This is a genomic window from Streptomyces sp. PTL18 (assembly GCF_059510295.1).
This window is the reverse complement of record NZ_JCAJZO010000002.1, coordinates 314,771-331,258: the sequence shown is the minus strand read 5'-3', so window position 1 is coordinate 331,258 and position 16,488 is coordinate 314,771. Positions and strand designations below refer to the sequence as shown.

15 protein-coding genes are annotated in these 16,488 nt (G+C 72.5%); 14 read left to right on the top strand and 1 reads right to left on the bottom strand.

What is annotated here, in order from left to right:
- Window positions 1-296 precede the first annotated feature (296 nt).
- The 12 genes from AC5WS8_RS05910 (at window position 297) to AC5WS8_RS05855 (ending at window position 14,661) form a co-directional block, all read left to right on the top strand.
- A complete protein-coding gene (locus AC5WS8_RS05910; RefSeq protein ID WP_496102205.1) occupies window positions 297-569 on the top strand; it encodes a hypothetical protein in 273 nt (90 codons plus the stop codon).
- A gap of 495 nt (window positions 570-1,064) precedes the next feature.
- A complete protein-coding gene (locus AC5WS8_RS05905; RefSeq protein ID WP_496102204.1) occupies window positions 1,065-1,244 on the top strand; it encodes a hypothetical protein in 180 nt (59 codons plus the stop codon).
- Between the two features lie 266 nt (window positions 1,245-1,510).
- Complete coding sequence (locus AC5WS8_RS05900) at window positions 1,511-2,287, top strand: TIGR03936 family radical SAM-associated protein (protein WP_496102203.1); 777 nt, start codon at window positions 1,511-1,513, stop codon at window positions 2,285-2,287.
- Window positions 2,288-2,551: 264 nt separating this feature from the next.
- A complete protein-coding gene (locus tag AC5WS8_RS05895; protein WP_496102202.1) occupies window positions 2,552-6,640 on the top strand; it encodes an Rne/Rng family ribonuclease in 4,089 nt (1,362 codons plus the stop codon).
- A 292-nt stretch (window positions 6,641-6,932) separates the two neighbouring features.
- Window positions 6,933-7,253, top strand: a complete 321-nt coding sequence (gene rplU / locus AC5WS8_RS05890) for a 50S ribosomal protein L21 (protein ID WP_004001309.1) — start codon at window positions 6,933-6,935, stop codon at window positions 7,251-7,253.
- A gap of 14 nt (window positions 7,254-7,267) precedes the next feature.
- Entirely contained in the window at window positions 7,268-7,522 is a 255-nt protein-coding gene (rpmA, locus tag AC5WS8_RS05885) for a 50S ribosomal protein L27 (protein WP_471439037.1), read from the top strand.
- A 127-nt stretch (window positions 7,523-7,649) separates the two neighbouring features.
- Window positions 7,650-9,086: a GTPase ObgE gene (gene obgE, locus AC5WS8_RS05880; protein WP_496102201.1), complete on the top strand. Its 1,437-nt coding sequence runs from the start codon at window positions 7,650-7,652 to the stop codon at window positions 9,084-9,086.
- Between the two features lie 291 nt (window positions 9,087-9,377).
- Window positions 9,378-10,559 (top strand): glutamate 5-kinase, encoded by a 1,182-nt coding sequence (gene proB / locus AC5WS8_RS05875; protein WP_496102200.1) that lies wholly within the window; start codon window positions 9,378-9,380, stop codon window positions 10,557-10,559.
- A gap of 283 nt (window positions 10,560-10,842) precedes the next feature.
- Entirely contained in the window at window positions 10,843-11,328 is a 486-nt protein-coding gene (locus AC5WS8_RS05870) for a DUF8830 family protein (protein ID WP_496102199.1), read from the top strand.
- A 61-nt stretch (window positions 11,329-11,389) separates the two neighbouring features.
- Window positions 11,390-12,676, top strand: coding sequence for a glutamate-5-semialdehyde dehydrogenase (locus tag AC5WS8_RS05865; RefSeq protein ID WP_496102198.1), 1,287 nt, complete (start codon window positions 11,390-11,392; stop codon window positions 12,674-12,676).
- 121 nt (window positions 12,677-12,797) lie between these two features.
- Complete coding sequence (locus AC5WS8_RS05860; protein ID WP_496102197.1) at window positions 12,798-13,406, top strand: SCO2584 family spore wall biosynthesis protein; 609 nt, start codon at window positions 12,798-12,800, stop codon at window positions 13,404-13,406.
- Between the two features lie 178 nt (window positions 13,407-13,584).
- Window positions 13,585-14,661 (top strand): SCO2583 family membrane protein, encoded by a 1,077-nt coding sequence (locus AC5WS8_RS05855; RefSeq protein ID WP_496102196.1) that lies wholly within the window; start codon window positions 13,585-13,587, stop codon window positions 14,659-14,661.
- An 88-nt stretch (window positions 14,662-14,749) separates the two neighbouring features.
- Here AC5WS8_RS05855 and AC5WS8_RS05850 read toward each other — a convergent pair whose 3' ends face one another.
- The gene (locus AC5WS8_RS05850; RefSeq protein ID WP_496102195.1) at window positions 14,750-15,862 is read right to left on the bottom strand and encodes a M48 family metallopeptidase; all 1,113 of its coding nucleotides are present in this window, start codon (window positions 15,860-15,862) and stop codon (window positions 14,750-14,752) included.
- 118 nt (window positions 15,863-15,980) lie between these two features.
- On the opposite strand from AC5WS8_RS05850, the gene AC5WS8_RS05845 reads away from it, so the two are divergent.
- Window positions 15,981-16,136 (top strand): hypothetical protein, encoded by a 156-nt coding sequence (locus AC5WS8_RS05845; RefSeq protein ID WP_496102194.1) that lies wholly within the window; start codon window positions 15,981-15,983, stop codon window positions 16,134-16,136.
- A gap of 178 nt (window positions 16,137-16,314) precedes the next feature.
- Window positions 16,315-16,470, top strand: coding sequence for a hypothetical protein (locus AC5WS8_RS05840; protein WP_496102193.1), 156 nt, complete (start codon window positions 16,315-16,317; stop codon window positions 16,468-16,470).
- The last annotated feature ends 18 nt before the right edge of the window (window positions 16,471-16,488 follow it).

Sequence of the window (16,488 nt, the reverse complement as noted above, 5' to 3'; positions counted from 1 at the left end):
TCGAACGGACTTGGGGAATCATCGGCGGCACGGTGTACTTCAACAAGAGGGAAACGGCCCCACGTGGTCTCGGGCGCGGGCTTCGTGGCCGTGCTCTTCGCTGCCGCACCGCCGCCGTTCGACGCATATGGCATCCTCAACTCGGCGAATATTTCCGGGGTTGCCTGGAACGCCGACTCGGACCACAAGTGCGTGGAGGTCAAGGTGCCTACGTTCCTCCCGTACGAATACTCCGGCGGCCACTGCAAGTAGCCAACTCCCGTAGACCGGACATCCGTAGAGAGAGGATCGAGGACATGGAAACCTTCACCGGGCCGTCCATCCTCATCGCGGCCGCGGCGGTGATCCTGGCACTCAAGTACCGCCGACGTCTGGCCGGGCAGCAGCCGCTGCGTGTCACCTCGACGGCATCCGGCCGTATCACCGTCGCGGTGGCCTTCATCGCGGGGTGCGCCTGGGCGTGGTCGCAGGGGCCGTCCGTCGTCAACGCCGGCGTACTGGGTCTGAGCCTGGCCCTCCTGGTGGGCGTGGTCGCCGAGTTCCTGATGAGCAGGACGGCGCGACGCTGACACGCTGAGGTTCCCGGTGCGGGGCCGGAGTCCGGGAGGGCTCCGGCCCCGCTCGTATGTCGACGGAAGGTGTCCTCGCCGAAGACCGGGTCTGCCACACGGATCGGTTTCGTGGAGGTGCCGGCGGGGGCGAGCGAGGAGCTGTCCGTGGCCGGTGTTCCACGTCCTCGGCTCTGGCCGCCGGCGACCCGGCGGGCGTGATGAGAGGTGGAACCGGGGCGGGCCGGTGACCGTCTCAGGGGTGTGAAGACACGAACGGTCACCGTGCTTCTCGCGGTTGCCGCCTCGACGATGCTGGGCGCGTGCGGCAGAGCGGCGCGGGTCGCCGGACAGAGCGGTCCCCCAACAGCTCCCGTCCGGAACGGAACGCAGCCCTTTTCGGCGGCGCGTCCGATCTCTGTCAGCCAAGACGGGCGTGTCCTGTCCGTCAAGGCGGTCGGAGGTGGCTGTGAGACCCCCGGTCTTGCGGCCCGGGAGGGGACGGGGACGGTGACCTTGACGATCAAGGTCGTCTTCCGGGAGGAGCCGGGCCAGGTCTGTGCCGCCAACGCCGTGGTCGTGCCGCTGCACGCGACGCTGGCGCGGCCACTGGACGGACGCAGGCTCATCGACGGATCCACTGGGCGGCCGGTGCCTTCCCCTGTTCTGACTTCGTCGGACCCGCCTGCGCGCTGACCCGGCCACCTGCTCGGACAGAAGAGCGACCCGAAGGACGGGGCAGCCCCTGAGGGCGGCACCGTCCAGGGCGTCATCCACGCTCGCCCCGGGCGCGGGTGTACGAGGCGGGCGTCGCCGGGGATCGTGTGCCGCAAGATGCTGACGCCTGCCGGGAACATCGGGGGCGCCGGACACGTACTCTAGGTAGCAGTACCACCGCTCTCACGAAGGACTGAACGACACTGGGCAAGCGACAGCCCGAAGGCCCGCCGCCCGCACCCGCGGTGCAGCGCATTCGACTGCGCTACACCAAGCGCGGCCGCCTCCGGTTCACCAGCCACCGTGACTTCCAGCGCGCCTTCGAGCGTGCGCTGCGCCGTGCCGAGGTGCCGATGGCGTACTCGGCGGGGTTCACGCCGCATCCGAAGGTGTCGTACGCCAATGCCGCACCCACCGGCACGGGCAGTGAGGCGGAGTACCTGGAGATCGCGCTCACCGAGGCGCGCGACCCGGAGCGGCTGCGTGTCCTCCTCGACGAGTCGTTGCCCCCCGGGCTCGACGTCCTCGAGGCGGTCGAGACCCGCACGTCGGGGCTCGCCGACCGGCTGACGGCCTCCGTGTGGGAGCTGCGGCTGGACGGCGTCGACCCGGCCGAGGCGGACCGCGCGGTGGCGGCCTTCAACGCGGCCGCGAGTGTGGAGGTCCAGCGCCTGACCAAGAACGGCATGCGCACCTTCGACGCCCGTCCCGCCGTCGCGAGCCTGGAGCGTGTGGAAACGCACAGTTCGCCGGCTGATAGGCCGAGCGACCAGCCCTGTGCGATACTGCGGCTGGTTGTTCGGCACGTGACGCCTGCCGTACGACCCGACGACGTCCTGTCCGGTCTCCGCGCCGTGGCCGACCTGGCGCCGCCGGTCCCCGCAGCGGTGACCAGGCTGGCGCAGGGGCTGTTCGATGAAGAGACCGGCACGGTGACCGACCCGCTCGCGCCCGACCGCGAGGCAGCAGCGACCGAGCCGCATCCGGCCGCCGCCACTGCCGCCGCGACGGCGTCGGCGTAAGGAAGGTCCCGCGTAGGGACGGACGTCGTAGCGCCGCCCTCGTACTCGGGAGCCACCTGGGTCGGGCAGCGCACCGACCAGAAGACTTTCGCCAGGCCGTGCACAACAAGGGGTACGGAACCGGCGAGACAGGACACAGAGAGCTCCCGTGCGGCGCCCGCGCCCCGGACGGCGGCACCGCGCACAGCGCGAGCCGCGGACGTCACCGGTGATCGATGCCGGACCAGGCGCGGCGCCCGGGAGCCTGACGGGAGAAACGCCCGCATGCTCGAACCGATCGAACCCACCGAGGGTTCCGAGAACAACACCCCCAGCGACACCCTGCCGCCGCGCCGCCGACGCCGCGCCGCCTCGCGGCCGGCGGGCCCGCCGAGCGCCGGCGCCGACGCCGCGACCGCCGAGGTCACGGTGACCGACCCCGCGAACGGGTCCGGGCCGGCCACGCCGGCGGAGGCGGAGCCCGAGACCGCTGGGACGGAAGAGACCGAGGAGACCGGGGCGGTGGCCGAGGCCGCCGTTTCCGGTGCCGCCGGAGCCGAGCCCGCCTCCGCGGAGGCGCCCGCTCCGGCCCGTTCGCGTCGCCGTGCCACGCGTCGTGCGTCGGCGCCCACCGGGTCGCCCGCGTCCGCTGAGGCCGTGGAGGTCGTCGTACCCGCCGGTGACGACGGTGACGAGGCAGTCCAGGCCCCCGCGGCCGAGGCGGAGCCGGTCGCCGCGGCGGTGTCCCCGCCGGCCCGTCCGCGTCGCCGTGCCACGCGTCGTGCGTCGGCGCCCACCGGGTCGCCCGCGTCCGCTGAGGCCGTGGAGGCCGTGGAGGTCGTCGTGCCCGCCGGTGGCGACGGTGACGAGGCAGCCCAGGCCCCCGCGGCCGAGGCGGAGCCGGTCGCCGCGGAGGCGCCCGCTCCGGCTCGCCCGCGTCGTCGTGCGACGCGCCGCGTCTCGACGCCCGCCGGATCGCCTGCTGCGGTCGAGGGCGCGGAGGACGCGGAGACTGCCGAAGCCGGGACGAAGGCGGACGAGCAGGTTCCCGCCGCCGAAGAGCCTCAGACGCCTGCCTCCGAAGAGCCTCAGGCGCCCGCCGCCGAAGAGGCCGGCCCTCGCCGGACCCGTCGCCGCGCCACCCGCCGGGTGTCCGTGCCGGCCGCCGGGTCCGAGGGCGCCGCCGACGAGACCCCGCAGGCCGAGGCCGCCCCGACGGCCGGCCCGAGCGAGAAGGCCGAGGCCGTCGAGGAAGGCGCCCACGCCCCCGCCTCGGAGCCTGCCCCCGCCCCCGCAGCGGCTGGCGAGGCCGAGCCGGTCGCCGAGGAGGCCGCCCCGCGCCGCCGCCGTCGCGTCGTCCGCAGGGCCGCCGGCGGCTTCGCCGAGCCCGCGCAGCCCGCGCCCGCCGCCGAGGAGGCGCCCGAGGCCGTGCAGCGGCCCAAGCGGCCCGCCGTCGCCGTCTTCCAGGCGCCGGTGTTCACCGAGCCGATGTTCCAGACCCCGGAGCGGGCCGCCGCTGCGGCTGCCGCCGAGGCCGCGGACCAGGAGGAGGCCGCCGAGGAGGAGGCCACCGGTGCGCGCCGCCGCCGTCGCCGCCGCGGCGGTGACGAGGAGCCCGTGGCCGTGACGGCCGAGACCGCCACCGATGAGGTGGAGGAGGCCGAGGAGCCGGAGGAGTCCGCCGAGGGCGAGGAGGCGGAGGAGACCGGTGCGCGACGGCGTCGCCGCCGTGGTGGCCGTCGCCGTCGCCGTGGCGAGTCCGCCGAGGGCGAGTCCGCGGAGGGCGAGGAGAGCGAGGAAGCCGCCGCCGAGCAGGCCGCGCAGGACGCCGAGGACACCGCCGAGCAGGTGGCGGAGGACATCGAGGAGGCGGCCGGGGAGCACGCCGAGGAGAGCGCGTCCTCCAGCAGCCGGCGCCGCCGCCGTCGGCGCCGCCGGGCCGGTGAGACGGTCGTGGACACCGAGCCCACCACCGACGACCCGGAGCGCACGGTCGTCAAGGTGCGCGAGCCGCGCAAGGCCGCCGAGCCGTCCGACGAGGTGCAGTCCATCAAGGGCTCGACCCGCCTGGAGGCCAAGAAGCAGCGCCGCCGGGAGGGCCGCGAGCAGGGCCGCCGCCGCGTCCCCATCATCACCGAGGCCGAGTTCCTGGCCCGTCGTGAGGCCGTCGAGCGTGTGATGGTCGTCCGGCAGAGCGGCGAGCGCACGCAGATCGGCGTCCTCGAGGACGGCGTGCTCGTCGAGCACTACGTCAACAAGGAGCAGTCGACCTCGTACGTCGGCAACGTCTACCTGGGCAAGGTCCAGAACGTGCTGCCGTCCATGGAGGCCGCCTTCATCGACGTCGGCAAGGGCCGGAACGCGGTGCTCTACGCCGGTGAGGTCAACTTCGAGGCGCTGGGCATGGGGGGCGGCCCGCGCCGCATCGAGACCGCCCTGAAGTCCGGCCAGTCGGTCCTCGTCCAGGTGACGAAGGACCCGATCGGCCACAAGGGCGCCCGTCTGACCAGCCAGGTCTCCCTCCCGGGCCGCTACCTCGTGTACGTCCCCGAGGGCTCGATGACCGGCATCAGCCGCAAGCTGCCCGACACCGAACGGGCCCGGCTGAAGACCATCCTCAAGAAGATCGTCCCCGAGGACGCGGGCGTCATCGTGCGCACCGCCGCCGAGGGCGCGAGCGAGGACGAGCTGCGCCGGGACGTCGAGCGCCTGCAGGCGCAGTGGGAGGACATCCAGAAGAAGGCGAAGAACGGCAACGCGCCGACGCTGCTGTACGGCGAGCCCGACATGACCGTCCGGGTCGTGCGCGACATCTTCAACGAGGACTTCACCAAGGTCATCGTCAGCGGTGACGAGGCGTGGGAGACGATCCACGGGTACGTCTCGCACGTCGCGCCGGACCTCGCGCCGCGCCTGCAGAGGTGGACCAGCGAGGTCGACGTCTTCGCCACCTACCGGATCGACGAGCAGCTCGCCAAGGCGCTGGACCGCAAGGTGTGGCTGCCGAGCGGTGGTTCGCTGGTGATCGACCGGACCGAGGCGATGGTCGTCGTCGACGTCAACACCGGCAAGTTCACCGGTCAGGGCGGCAACCTCGAGGAGACCGTCACCAGGAACAACCTGGAGGCGGCCGAGGAGATCGTCCGCCAGCTCCGGTTGCGCGACCTGGGCGGCATCATCGTGATCGACTTCATCGACATGGTGCTCGAGTCCAACCGGGACCTGGTGCTGCGACGTCTGCTGGAGTGCCTGGGCCGTGACCGCACCAAGCACCAGGTCGCCGAGGTGACCTCGCTGGGCCTGGTGCAGATGACCCGCAAGCGGGTCGGACAGGGGCTGCTGGAGTCGTTCTCCGAGACCTGCGTGCACTGCAACGGCCGTGGCGTGATCGTGCACATGGACCAGGCGTCCGCGAACGGCGGCGGCAAGCGCAGGAAGCGCGGCCGGGGCGGCGCCGAGGCCGAGCCGGAGACGCACGAGGCGGTGGCGGAGGCCGAGGAGGCCGCCGCGGTCGCGGTCGCCGAGGAACCCGAGGTCGCGGTTCCGGCGGCGCTGTCCGAGTCGGCCGTGACGGAGTCGCTGATGGACTCGGTGGCCCCGGACGAGGAGCTGTACAGCAGCGTGGCCGAGGCGGAGGCCGCCGCGTCCCGGGGCCGTACGCGGCGCCGGGTGAGCCGGCGGGCGTCGGCTCCGGCGGGTGCCCCGCGGACCGAGGAGCGGGCGCCGAAGTCCCGTACGGACGAGCGTGTCCCGAAGTCGCGGTCCGAGGCGGAGGCGGAGCCGGTGGCGGCCGAGGACCCGGTCGTCGAGGCGCCCGCGCCGGTCGGGGAGGAGGCCGCGCCCAAGGGCCGTACGCGCCGCCGGGCGACCCGCAAGGTGTCGGCGCCGGCCGGTGCGCCCGCCGAGTCCGCCGCGGTGACGGTCACGGAGGCCGCGCCGCAGCCCGCCGAGGAGCCGGAAGCCCAGGCCTCGACCCAGCCCGTCGCCGAGCCGGTCGAGGCCGTGGAGAGCGCGGCCCCGGCCCGCCCGCGCCGCCGTGCCGTCCGCAAGGCCACGGCGCCGACGTCGTCGGAGGAGACGGCGGTCGTCGTCGTTCCGTCGGCGGCGGAGGCCCCGGGGGAGCAGACGGAGGCTCCCGCGGAAGCCGAGCCCGAGGCGGCTGCGCCCGCCAAGAAGGCGGCCCGCAAGACCGCCAAGAAGGCCACGGCGAAGAAGGCCGCCACCAAGACGGCGGTCAAGAAGACGGCGGCGAAGAAGACGGCCGCGAAGAAGACCGCTGCCAAGAAGACGACCGCCAAGAAGACGGCGGCGAAGAAGACGGCGGCGGCCGAGCAGCGGGCTCAGTCTGCGGTCTCGGTCACCGCGGAGGACTGACCCTCCGACAGGAGGACTGGCCCTCCGACGCCACGGCACCGTGCCGACGGCGGCCCGCCCGGAGAGATCCGGGCGGGCCGCCGTGGTGTGGAGGAGCGGCGAACAGGACCCGGTTTGACCCGTCCCGACCCTGCCCCGTAACCTTGACCGTCGGCGTGTCCACTGATGCGCCACATCCCCGTAAACCTCTTCCTTCCGGACACGGGTCGTGGCCGGGAGAGGTCGCTCGCGTGCGTCGCAGGGCGGCTGGCCTGCGGGGGTGCCGTTCCCGAGCGAAGAGAGTGAGATCCGCGTGTACGCCATCGTGCGCAGCGGTGGTCGCCAGCACAAGGTTGCTGTCGGCGACATCGTTGAGGTTGACAAGATTTCCACTGCCAAGGTTGGCGACACGGTCGAGCTCTCGACCCTGCTCGTGGTCGACGGCGACTCCGTGACCAGCGACCCGTGGGTGCTGGCCGGCATCAAGGTCCAGGCTGAGGTCGTGGACCACCACAAGGGCCAGAAGATCGACATTCTGCGCTACAAGAACAAGACCGGTTACCGCCGTCGCCAGGGCCACCGCCAGCAGTACACGGCGATCAAGGTCACCGAGATCCCCACGGCTGCGAAGTAAGGGACTGAGAACAGATGGCACACAAGAAGGGCGCATCGTCCACCCGGAACGGTCGCGACTCCAACGCCCAGCGGCTCGGCGTGAAGCGCTTCGGCGGTCAGGTCGTCTCCGCGGGTGAGATCCTGGTCCGTCAGCGCGGCACCCACTTCCACCCGGGCGCGGGCGTCGGCCGTGGTGGCGACGACACGCTGTTCGCTCTGCAGGCCGGTGCGGTGCAGTTCGGCACCCACCGTGGCCGCAAGGTCGTGAACATCGTTCCGGTCGCCTGAGTCGCCTGATTCACGGCTTCGACCGAACGTCTCGCGAGGCGGACCTCACTTCCCGGTCGGGAAGGCGGGTCCGCCTTTCGCTTGTTGTACAGCACGTCACCCATACGTTTTCTGGAGGCACTGAACCATGACCACCTTCGTGGACCGCGTCGAACTCCATGTCGCCGCGGGTAACGGAGGCCACGGCTGTGCCTCCGTGCATCGCGAGAAGTTCAAGCCGCTCGGCGGCCCCGACGGCGGCAACGGCGGCCGGGGCGGCGACGTGCTCCTCACCGTCGACCAGTCGGTGACCACGCTGCTCGACTACCACCACTCCCCGCACCGCAAGGCCACCAACGGCAAGCCCGGCGAGGGCGGTTTCCGCTCCGGCAAGGACGGCCAGGACCTGGTCCTGCCCGTCCCGAACGGCACCGTCGTCCTCGACAAGGCGGGCAACGTGCTGGCGGACCTGGTCGGCCACGGCACCTCGTACATCGCCGCCCAGGGCGGCCGCGGCGGCCTCGGCAACGCGGCGCTGGCCTCCGCCCGCCGCAAGGCGCCCGGCTTCGCGCTGCTCGGCGAGCCCGGTGATGTGCACGACATCGTGCTGGAGCTGAAGACCGTCGCGGACGTGGCCCTCGTCGGCTACCCGAGCGCGGGCAAGTCCTCGCTGATCTCCGTGCTGTCCGCCGCCAAGCCGAAGATCGCCGACTACCCGTTCACCACCCTCGTCCCGAACCTGGGCGTGGTCACCGCGGGCTCGACCGTCTACACCATCGCCGACGTCCCCGGGCTCATCCCGGGCGCCAGCCAGGGCAAGGGACTGGGCCTGGAGTTCCTGCGGCACGTCGAGCGGTGCAGCGTCCTCGTGCACGTGCTGGACACGGCCACGCTGGAGTCCGACCGCGACCCCGTCTCCGACCTCGACATCATCGAGGAGGAGCTCAAGCAGTACGGCGGCCTCGACAACCGCCCGCGCATCGTCGTCCTCAACAAGATCGACATCCCCGACGGCAAGGACCTCGCCGAGATGGTGCGGCCCGACCTGGAGGCCCGCGGCTACCGCGTCTTCGAGGTGTCCGCGGTGGCGCACACCGGGCTGAAGGAACTGTCGTACGCCGTCGCCGACCTGGTCGCGAAGGCGCGCGCCGCCAAGCCGAAGGAGGAGGCGACCCGGATCGTCATCCGGCCGCAGGCCGTCGACGACGCGGGCTTCACCGTCACGCGCGAGGCCGACGGGCTCTTCCGCGTGCGCGGCGAGAAGCCGGAGCGCTGGGTGCGCCAGACCGACTTCAACAACGACGAGGCCGTCGGCTACCTCGCCGACCGGCTCAACCGCCTCGGCGTCGAGCAGGAGCTGATGAAGGCGGGGGCGAAGCCCGGGGACGGCGTCGCCATCGGGCCCGAGGACAACGCGGTCGTCTTCGACTGGGAGCCGTCGGTGATGGCCGGCGCCGAGATGCTCGGACGGCGTGGCGAGGACCACCGGCTCGAGGGCGTACGACCTGCCGCGCAGCGGCGCAGGGACCGGCAGGCCGAGCGTGACGAGGCAGAGCGCGAGTTCGACGACTTCGAGGCGTTCTGACGGCCGGGGGCCCCGGATTCGGGGCCCCCGACTCCAGCGGGACCGTCCGATCGTGGGGCGGGTTTGGCCCGTCAGGGTGCGGGACCTGTCCCATCGCGGGGCAGGTCCGGCCCCGTCTCGGCGTGGTCCGGCCCCGTCGCGGCGCGGGACCGCCCCGTCGCGGCGCGGGACCGCCCCGTCGCGGCGCGCGACCGGTCATCGTCCGCTTCCTGGACCGGTGCGCGGCACCCGTGCGTCTTCGCGTAGATTGCCGGGCGGGAGCGGTACCGCGCGCGAGGGGAAGAACAGCAGGTGGCAGGCGCAAGGCAGGCCGTGGAAGAGGCCCACAGGATCGTCGTCAAGGTGGGCTCCTCCTCACTGACCACGGCCGCGGGCGGGCTCGACGCCGACCGCGTCGACGCCCTCGTCGACGTGCTCGCCAAGCACCGTAAGCAGGGGGCGGCCCGAAGGGCCTCCGCCGAGGGCGGTGGCAGGAGGCGGGCGGACGGCGGAGAGAGGGAGGTCGTCCTCGTCTCCTCCGGTGCCATCGCCGCAGGTCTCGCGCCCCTCGGCCTGCGCCGCCGCCCTCGCGACCTGGCCCGCCAGCAGGCTGCCGCGAGCGTCGGCCAGGGCCTCCTGGTGGCCCGCTACACGGCTTCCTTCGCCCGCTACGGCATCCGCGTCGGCCAGATCCTGCTGACCGGCGACGACACCAGCCGCCGTGCCCACCACCGCAACGCCTCCCGCACCCTCGACAAGCTCCTCGCGATGGGCGCGCTGCCGGTCGTCAACGAGAACGACACCGTCGCCACCGACGAGATCCGCTTCGGCGACAACGACCGCCTCGCCGCGCTCGTCGCCCACCTCGTCCGGGCCGACCTGCTGGTCCTGCTCTCCGACGTGGACGGCGTCTACGACGGCGACCCCAGCAAGCCCGGCACGTCCCGGATAGCCGAAGTACACGGGCCGTCCGACCTGGAGGGCGTCGAGATCGGCAGCGCGGGCAAGGCCGGTGTCGGCACCGGGGGCATGGTCACCAAGGTCGAGGCGGCCCGGATCGCGGCGGCGGCCGGCATCCCCGTCGTCCTCACCTCCGCCGTGCACGCCGCCGACGCGCTGGCGGGCCGCGACACCGGCACCTACTTCCACCCCACCGGCAGGCGCTCCGCCGACCGGCTGCTGTGGTTGCAGCACGCCTCCGCCCCGCAGGGCGCCCTCACCCTCGACGACGGGGCCGTGCGGGCGGTCGTCGAACGCCGCAAGTCGCTGCTGCCCGCCGGTATCGCGGCGGTCGAGGGCGACTTCAGCGCGGGCGACCCCGTCGAACTGCGCGACGGCGAGGGACGGGCGGTCGCGCGCGGGCTCGTCAACTTCGACGCCAAGGAGATCCCCCTGCTGATCGGCCGCTCGACCAGGGAACTGGCGCGCGAACTGGGCCCCGCCTACGAACGCGAGGTCGTCCACCGGGACGACCTGGTCGTCCTGCACCCGTGAATCCGTAGGCCCGCATTCCGCACGCCCGCGGTTCCGCAAGCCCGCGTTCCGCACGCCCGCGGTTCCGCAAGCCCGCCTTCCGCACGCCCGCGGTTCCGCAAGCCCGCGTTTCGCGGCGTCCGCGAGGGAGCCGGAAGTCCCGCACTCCCGGCCCGTCCGGTGAGGGACGTTCCGCAAAACCGCCCCATGGGCCCCCGCGGCCTGCTGCACTGGTCGTGGGGACTGCTCGACCGACGGAGTCCCTGGCACCCATTCCGCACGAGCACCGCGTAAGGAGGCCGTCGTGAGACGAGTGCGCCCTGGGGCGGCGCCCCGCGGTCGTGGCACCTCCGGTGCCGCCTGGGGCGGCAGCCCGCGCAGGGCCGACGAGCAGCGCGCGCTGACCAGCGTCCCGGCCGGGCAGGCGTCGTACCAGGAGCCCGGCGAGTTGCCCCGGCTGTGGCACGTCACGCTCAGTGTCTCGGGCGAGGAGACGCCGCTCGAGGAGGTGCGGCGTTCTCTCGAACAACTGGCCAACGACCATCCCTTCCTGCTGACCAGCCGCTACGCGCGCGACCACGCCGAGATCCGCTACTGGGAGGAGGCCCGCGACCTGCACGACGCCGCGGCGGTCGCGCTGCGCCTGTGGGGCGAGCACCGGCAGAGCGCGGGGCTGCCGCCCTGGGAGATCGTCGGCCTGGAGGTCGTCGACCGCGACACCTACCACCAGCGGGTCACCGAGGGGTACGGGCCGCCACCGGCCACACCGGTCGGAGTTCACCCGTTTTGAGCGCGTCTCGGTGTGTGGAACGAGCCCTGAAGGGGGACGTCCGGCGCACTACGCTTCCCTCATGACCACGCTCTCGCCATACGACTCCATGTCCCCGGTGGCCCAGGCCGCCTACCGCGCCCGGGCCGCCGCCGCAGACCTCGCGCCGCTGCCCCGGTCCGAGAAGGACGACGCGCTGCTCGCCATGGCGGACGCACTGGAGGTCCGCACGAGCGAGATCGTCGAGGCCAACGCCAGGGACATCGCCAAGGCCCGGGAAGCCGGCACCAGCGAGGCGATCATCGACCGGCTCACGCTCACCCCCGAGCGGATCCGGGCCATCGCCTCCGACGTCCGGGACGTCGCCGCCCTGCCGGACCCGGTCGGCGAGGTCGTCCGCGGCTCCACCCTGCCCAACGGCATCGACCTGCGCCAGGTCCGCGTCCCGCTCGGCGTCATCGGAATCATCTACGAGGCCCGGCCGAACGTGACCGTCGACGCCGCCGCCCTGTGCCTGAAGTCCGGCAACGCGGTCCTGCTGCGCGGCTCGTCCTCCGCCTACGAGTCGAACACCGCGCTCGTACGGGTGCTGCGCGACGCCGTGGGCGGCGCCGGGCTGCCCGCCGACGCCGTGCAGCTCGTGCCCGGCGAGAGCCGCGAGTCGGTGCGCGAGCTGATGCGCGCCCGCGGCCTGGTCGACGTGCTCATCCCGCGCGGCGGCGCCTCCCTGATCCGTACGGTCGTCGAGGAGTCCACCGTCCCGGTGATCGAGACCGGCACCGGCAACTGCCACGTCTACGTCGACGCCCGGGCCGACATCGACATGGCGATCGACATCCTGATCAACTCCAAGGCGCAGCGGGTCAGCGTGTGCAACGCCGCCGAGACGCTGCTGGTCCACCAGGACATCGCACCCGAGTTCCTGCCGCGCGCCCTGGACGCCCTCGCGGACGCCGGGGTCACCGTGCACGCCGACGAGCGCGTGATGGCGTACGCCAAGGACTCCCGGGCGACCGTGGTGGAGGCGACGCCCGACGACTGGGACACCGAGTACCTGTCGTACGACATCGCCGCCGCCGTCGTGGACTCCCTCGACAGGGCCGTGTCACACATCCGGCTGTGGAGCTCCGGGCACACCGAGGCGATCGTCACCACCTCGCAGCAGGCCGCCCGCCGATTCACCCAATTGGTCGATTCGACGACGGTCGCCGTGAACGCCTCCACGCGCTTCACGGACGGCGGCCAGTTCGGCTTCGGTGCGGAGATCGGGATCTCCACCCAGAAGCTGCACGCCAGGGGCCCGATGGGGCTGCCGGAGCTGACCAGCACCAAGTACATCGTCACCGGCGACGGGCATGTACGGCGCTGAGTGAGCGCTCGTTCCATCCCCGCCGTGACGGTTGCCGGCAGCCACCGGTGAACCGTCTCGCCAGGCGGATGAATTTCCCTACCGCCTGCCCAAAATGACCCCCCAGGTCTACTCTGGATCCGTGCCGGAGGACGTGGGGGGCATGCCGTTCGCTGACGGCCAGGAGCCCGACGACGACCGCGACCGCGGAGCGATGGACGAAGAGTTCGCCTCCGCGGTCTTCGACGAGGCCTGGATACGGGCCGCCGCGGTCCACGAGCCGACGGCCGTGGAGCGACTCCTCGCCGCCGCCCAGGCCCGTGCCGACGCCCAGGAGGCGGAGGCGCGCCGGGCGCGCGGCAGGGCGGCACGGGGCGACGACGAAGCCTATGACGACGGGTTCGGGTCCGACGACGGCTTCGGCCGCGGCCTGGACCCCGACGACCTGGACGACCTGGACGTCCTGGAGGGCCGCTACGGCACCACGGGCCCCTTCGGCAGGGCCTACGGCAAGGGCGCCCGCTGGCACCGCCCGGTCGCCTGGATGCTCGCTCTCGTAATGGGCATCGGCATGGTCGCCCTGGCCTTCACCGCGGTGTACCGGGGCGGGTCCTCCGGCCGTCAGGACCAGGTCCCCTCGCCCGCCCCGACCGGCCTGGAGCAGGGTCAGGAAGCCAGCGCGGGCACCGGCCCCTCGGCTTCCGCGGAATACTCGCCGCCGGCGTTCTCGGCGGTCCCGCGGACTCCCTGACCGCCGAACCGACCGTCGAACCGGGCGTTCCACAAGCTCACGGGGGGATACGCCGTCCCGTCCTCGCAGCGGGCGCCGAGCCGGGTTCGAAACTCGTGCGAAATCCTGGTGAGGACCTGTCAGAACTTGTCGTGTACCAGGGCGTTTACCCGGGCTCCGGGAGACCTACTCTGAAGATATGGGCGGGCCTGGAGACCCACCCGAGGGGCGGCCCGAGGGTGCTCCCAGCGGTGGCGAGGACGAGTACCGATCCGTCGTGTTCGACGAGTCGTTCGTGCGGGCTGCCCGCCTCCAGGAGTACTCCGCCGAGGAGCGGATGGCCGACCACGCCCTCGCCGTCCGCCGTCGCCCGTTCCTGCACCGCTCACTGCCCAGACAGGCGCTGATCCTCGTCCTGCTCATAGCCGTCGCCTTCGCCACCGCGATCTACATGGGCGTACGCCACCCGTACCAGACGCCCAGGGCGCAGACCGTGGAGCCGCTGCGCATGACGGTGATACCCCTGGCCCCGCAGTCCGCCGTACCCGGCGCCACCGACCCGGAGGAGCTGTACGCGCACAGCCCCGCCGCGCAGTTCCGTGTCGGCGCCAAGGGCATCACCTTCCCCGCCGCCCGGAGTACCGCACACTTCTCCGAGAGCCAGGTCTACGCCGCCCTGGGCATCGCCAAGGACTACCTGGTCGAGTCCTCGCTGGACCCGGCCGTCCTCACCGGCGGTGCCGTCCGCCCGGTGCGCCTGCTGCTCGACCCGCAGCAGCTCGACCAGTTCGACCAGAGCTTCTCCCACCCCGTCGCGGACGGGCGGCACGCAGCCACCGGCTGGCTGGTCCGCTTCGATCCCTCCCACGCCCGGCTCGCCGACCAGAACATCCGCGTCCAGGGCACGCTCCAGGCCACGGAGACCAACTCCGACAGGCTCGAGGTCAGCGCCGACCACACCGTGGTGTACGCGCTGAAGCCGGCCGGCTCCGACGCCAGGGCCAGGGCGTCGCTGTTCACCGTGCGCCGCGAGCTGACCTTCCGCTTCGACCGTGACGACCTGCGCCTGAACCAGGCCGAGGTGGTCGCCGCCTACGTCCAGGCCGGACCGCTCGCCTGCACCGAGGACACCGCGAGCCACCTCAGGCCGCTGCTCGCCGGCCAGACCGCCAAGGCGGGCGGCCCGGCCGGCACCGACCCCTTCGCGACCGACAGCCCGACGGCCCTGTGCGGCACGCTGTCGACGAGCGCGGAACCGAGGGTCCAGGCGCACTGATCACCAGGGATTCCGACAGTTGCCGAAGCCGCCGGGCCTGTGCGGTGCGGGTGGCCGTCGCCGGGTCTATCCGGTGCGGGGTCGGCCGTCAGTCGTGGCCGTAGGGGCTCTCTTCGCCCGGGTGGCCGTCTTCCGGATCGCGCGGCGCGTCCTTGGGAGCGCCGCCCGAGAAGCCCGCGAAGCCGCGCCGCACCCGCTCGCCGAGGTCGCCCGCGCCGCCCGCGATGTCGTTGACCAGCTTCATCAGCGGGTCCTTGGACTGCCTGACCTCGTTCGCGTAGCTCGCCGCCGACTGCCGGAACGAATCCGACACCGAGGTGTCCCCGTCCTCGCTGCGGCGCGGGTAGTGACCGTCCATGATCCGCTGGTGGTCCCGGGACGCGGCCCACTTCTTCAGCTCCGCCGCGCGAACCGTGGTGAAGGGGTGCGTGCGGGGCAGCACGTTGAGGATCTTGAGCACGGAGTCCCGCAGATCGCCCCCGGCCTCGTACTCCTCGGCCTGCTCGAGGAACGCGTCCACGTTCATCTCGTGCAGATGGTTCCCGCCCGCCATCTTCATCAGCCCGCGCATGGAGGCCTGCAGATCCTGCCCGACCAGGAGACCGGCCCGGTCCGCGGACAGCTCAGACTTGCGGAACCATTCCCGCAGCGCGGTCACGATCGCCATGATCGCGAGGTTTCCCAGCGGTATCCAGGCGACCCGCAGCGCCAGGTTGGTCAGGAAGAGCAGGACGGTCCGGTAGACCGAGTGGCCCGAGAGCGCGTGTCCCACCTCGTGGCCGACGACCGCCCGCATCTCCTCCTCGTCCAGCAGTTCCACCAGTCCGGTCGTCAGGACGACGATCGGCTCGTCGAGGCCGATGCACATCGCGTTCGGCCGTGGGTCCTGGGTGACGTACATCGGCGGGACCTTCTCCAGGTCCAGGATGTAGCAGGCGTCCCGCAGCATGTCGTTGAGGTGGGGGAACTGCGCGTCCGAGACCCGCACCGAGTCGGAGAGGAACATCAGCCTGAGGCTGCGCTCGGGCAGCAGACCGCTCAGGGCCTTGAACGCCGTGTCGAAGCCGCTCAGCTTCCGCAGGGCCACCAGGGCCGAACGGTCTGCCGGGTGTTCGTACGCGCGCGAGGAGATCCCCGGAAAGCGCCTGCGCTGCCTGCTGGGCGCGTACTCACCGTTCTGACCCTGACCGTCGTCGGACATGTGTTCCCCCACGTGTCTGATGGCTCACTGTGCGCGGCCCGCGCGGTGCGCCTCCGAAGCGGTGTCCAGCCTAGGCGGAGATACGGTGACAGGGCAGCACACCACAAGGAGCGATCTCATGGAGCACACCGCCACCGCCTGGCTCACCGAGGCAGCCGCGGCCACCGCCCGACAGGGCTCGGGCAACCTGCTCCGAGTCGTCCTGATCGTGATGGTCCTCGGCTGCGTCCTGACCGGCTGGTTCCTGCTGCGGGGCTACAAGCGCAAGGACTGAGCCGGTCGCGCCGTGGCGCGGCGCCCGGCAGGCCGGAACCGCCCGCCCGGACCGGCCCGGCGCGATCCGGCGCGCGGCCCCGCGTCCAACGGCGGAGTCGCCGTGATGCCCGGGAACGCGCCCGCATACGATGAGCCGACGTCTTTATCCCGCCCACACCGGATAGGTACTGCCGAAGATGAGCTTCCACAGCACCGCTGCCCAGTTGGCCACCCTCGCCGAGGGGGTGGGCGAGCGCCACGCGAGCCTCAGCCCCTTCGTGACCGGCGGGAGCGCCCTCGCCGTCCTCCTCCTGCTGCTGTGGATCACCACCCGCTTCAACCGCGACCGCTGAGTCCGGCGAACGGTCCGG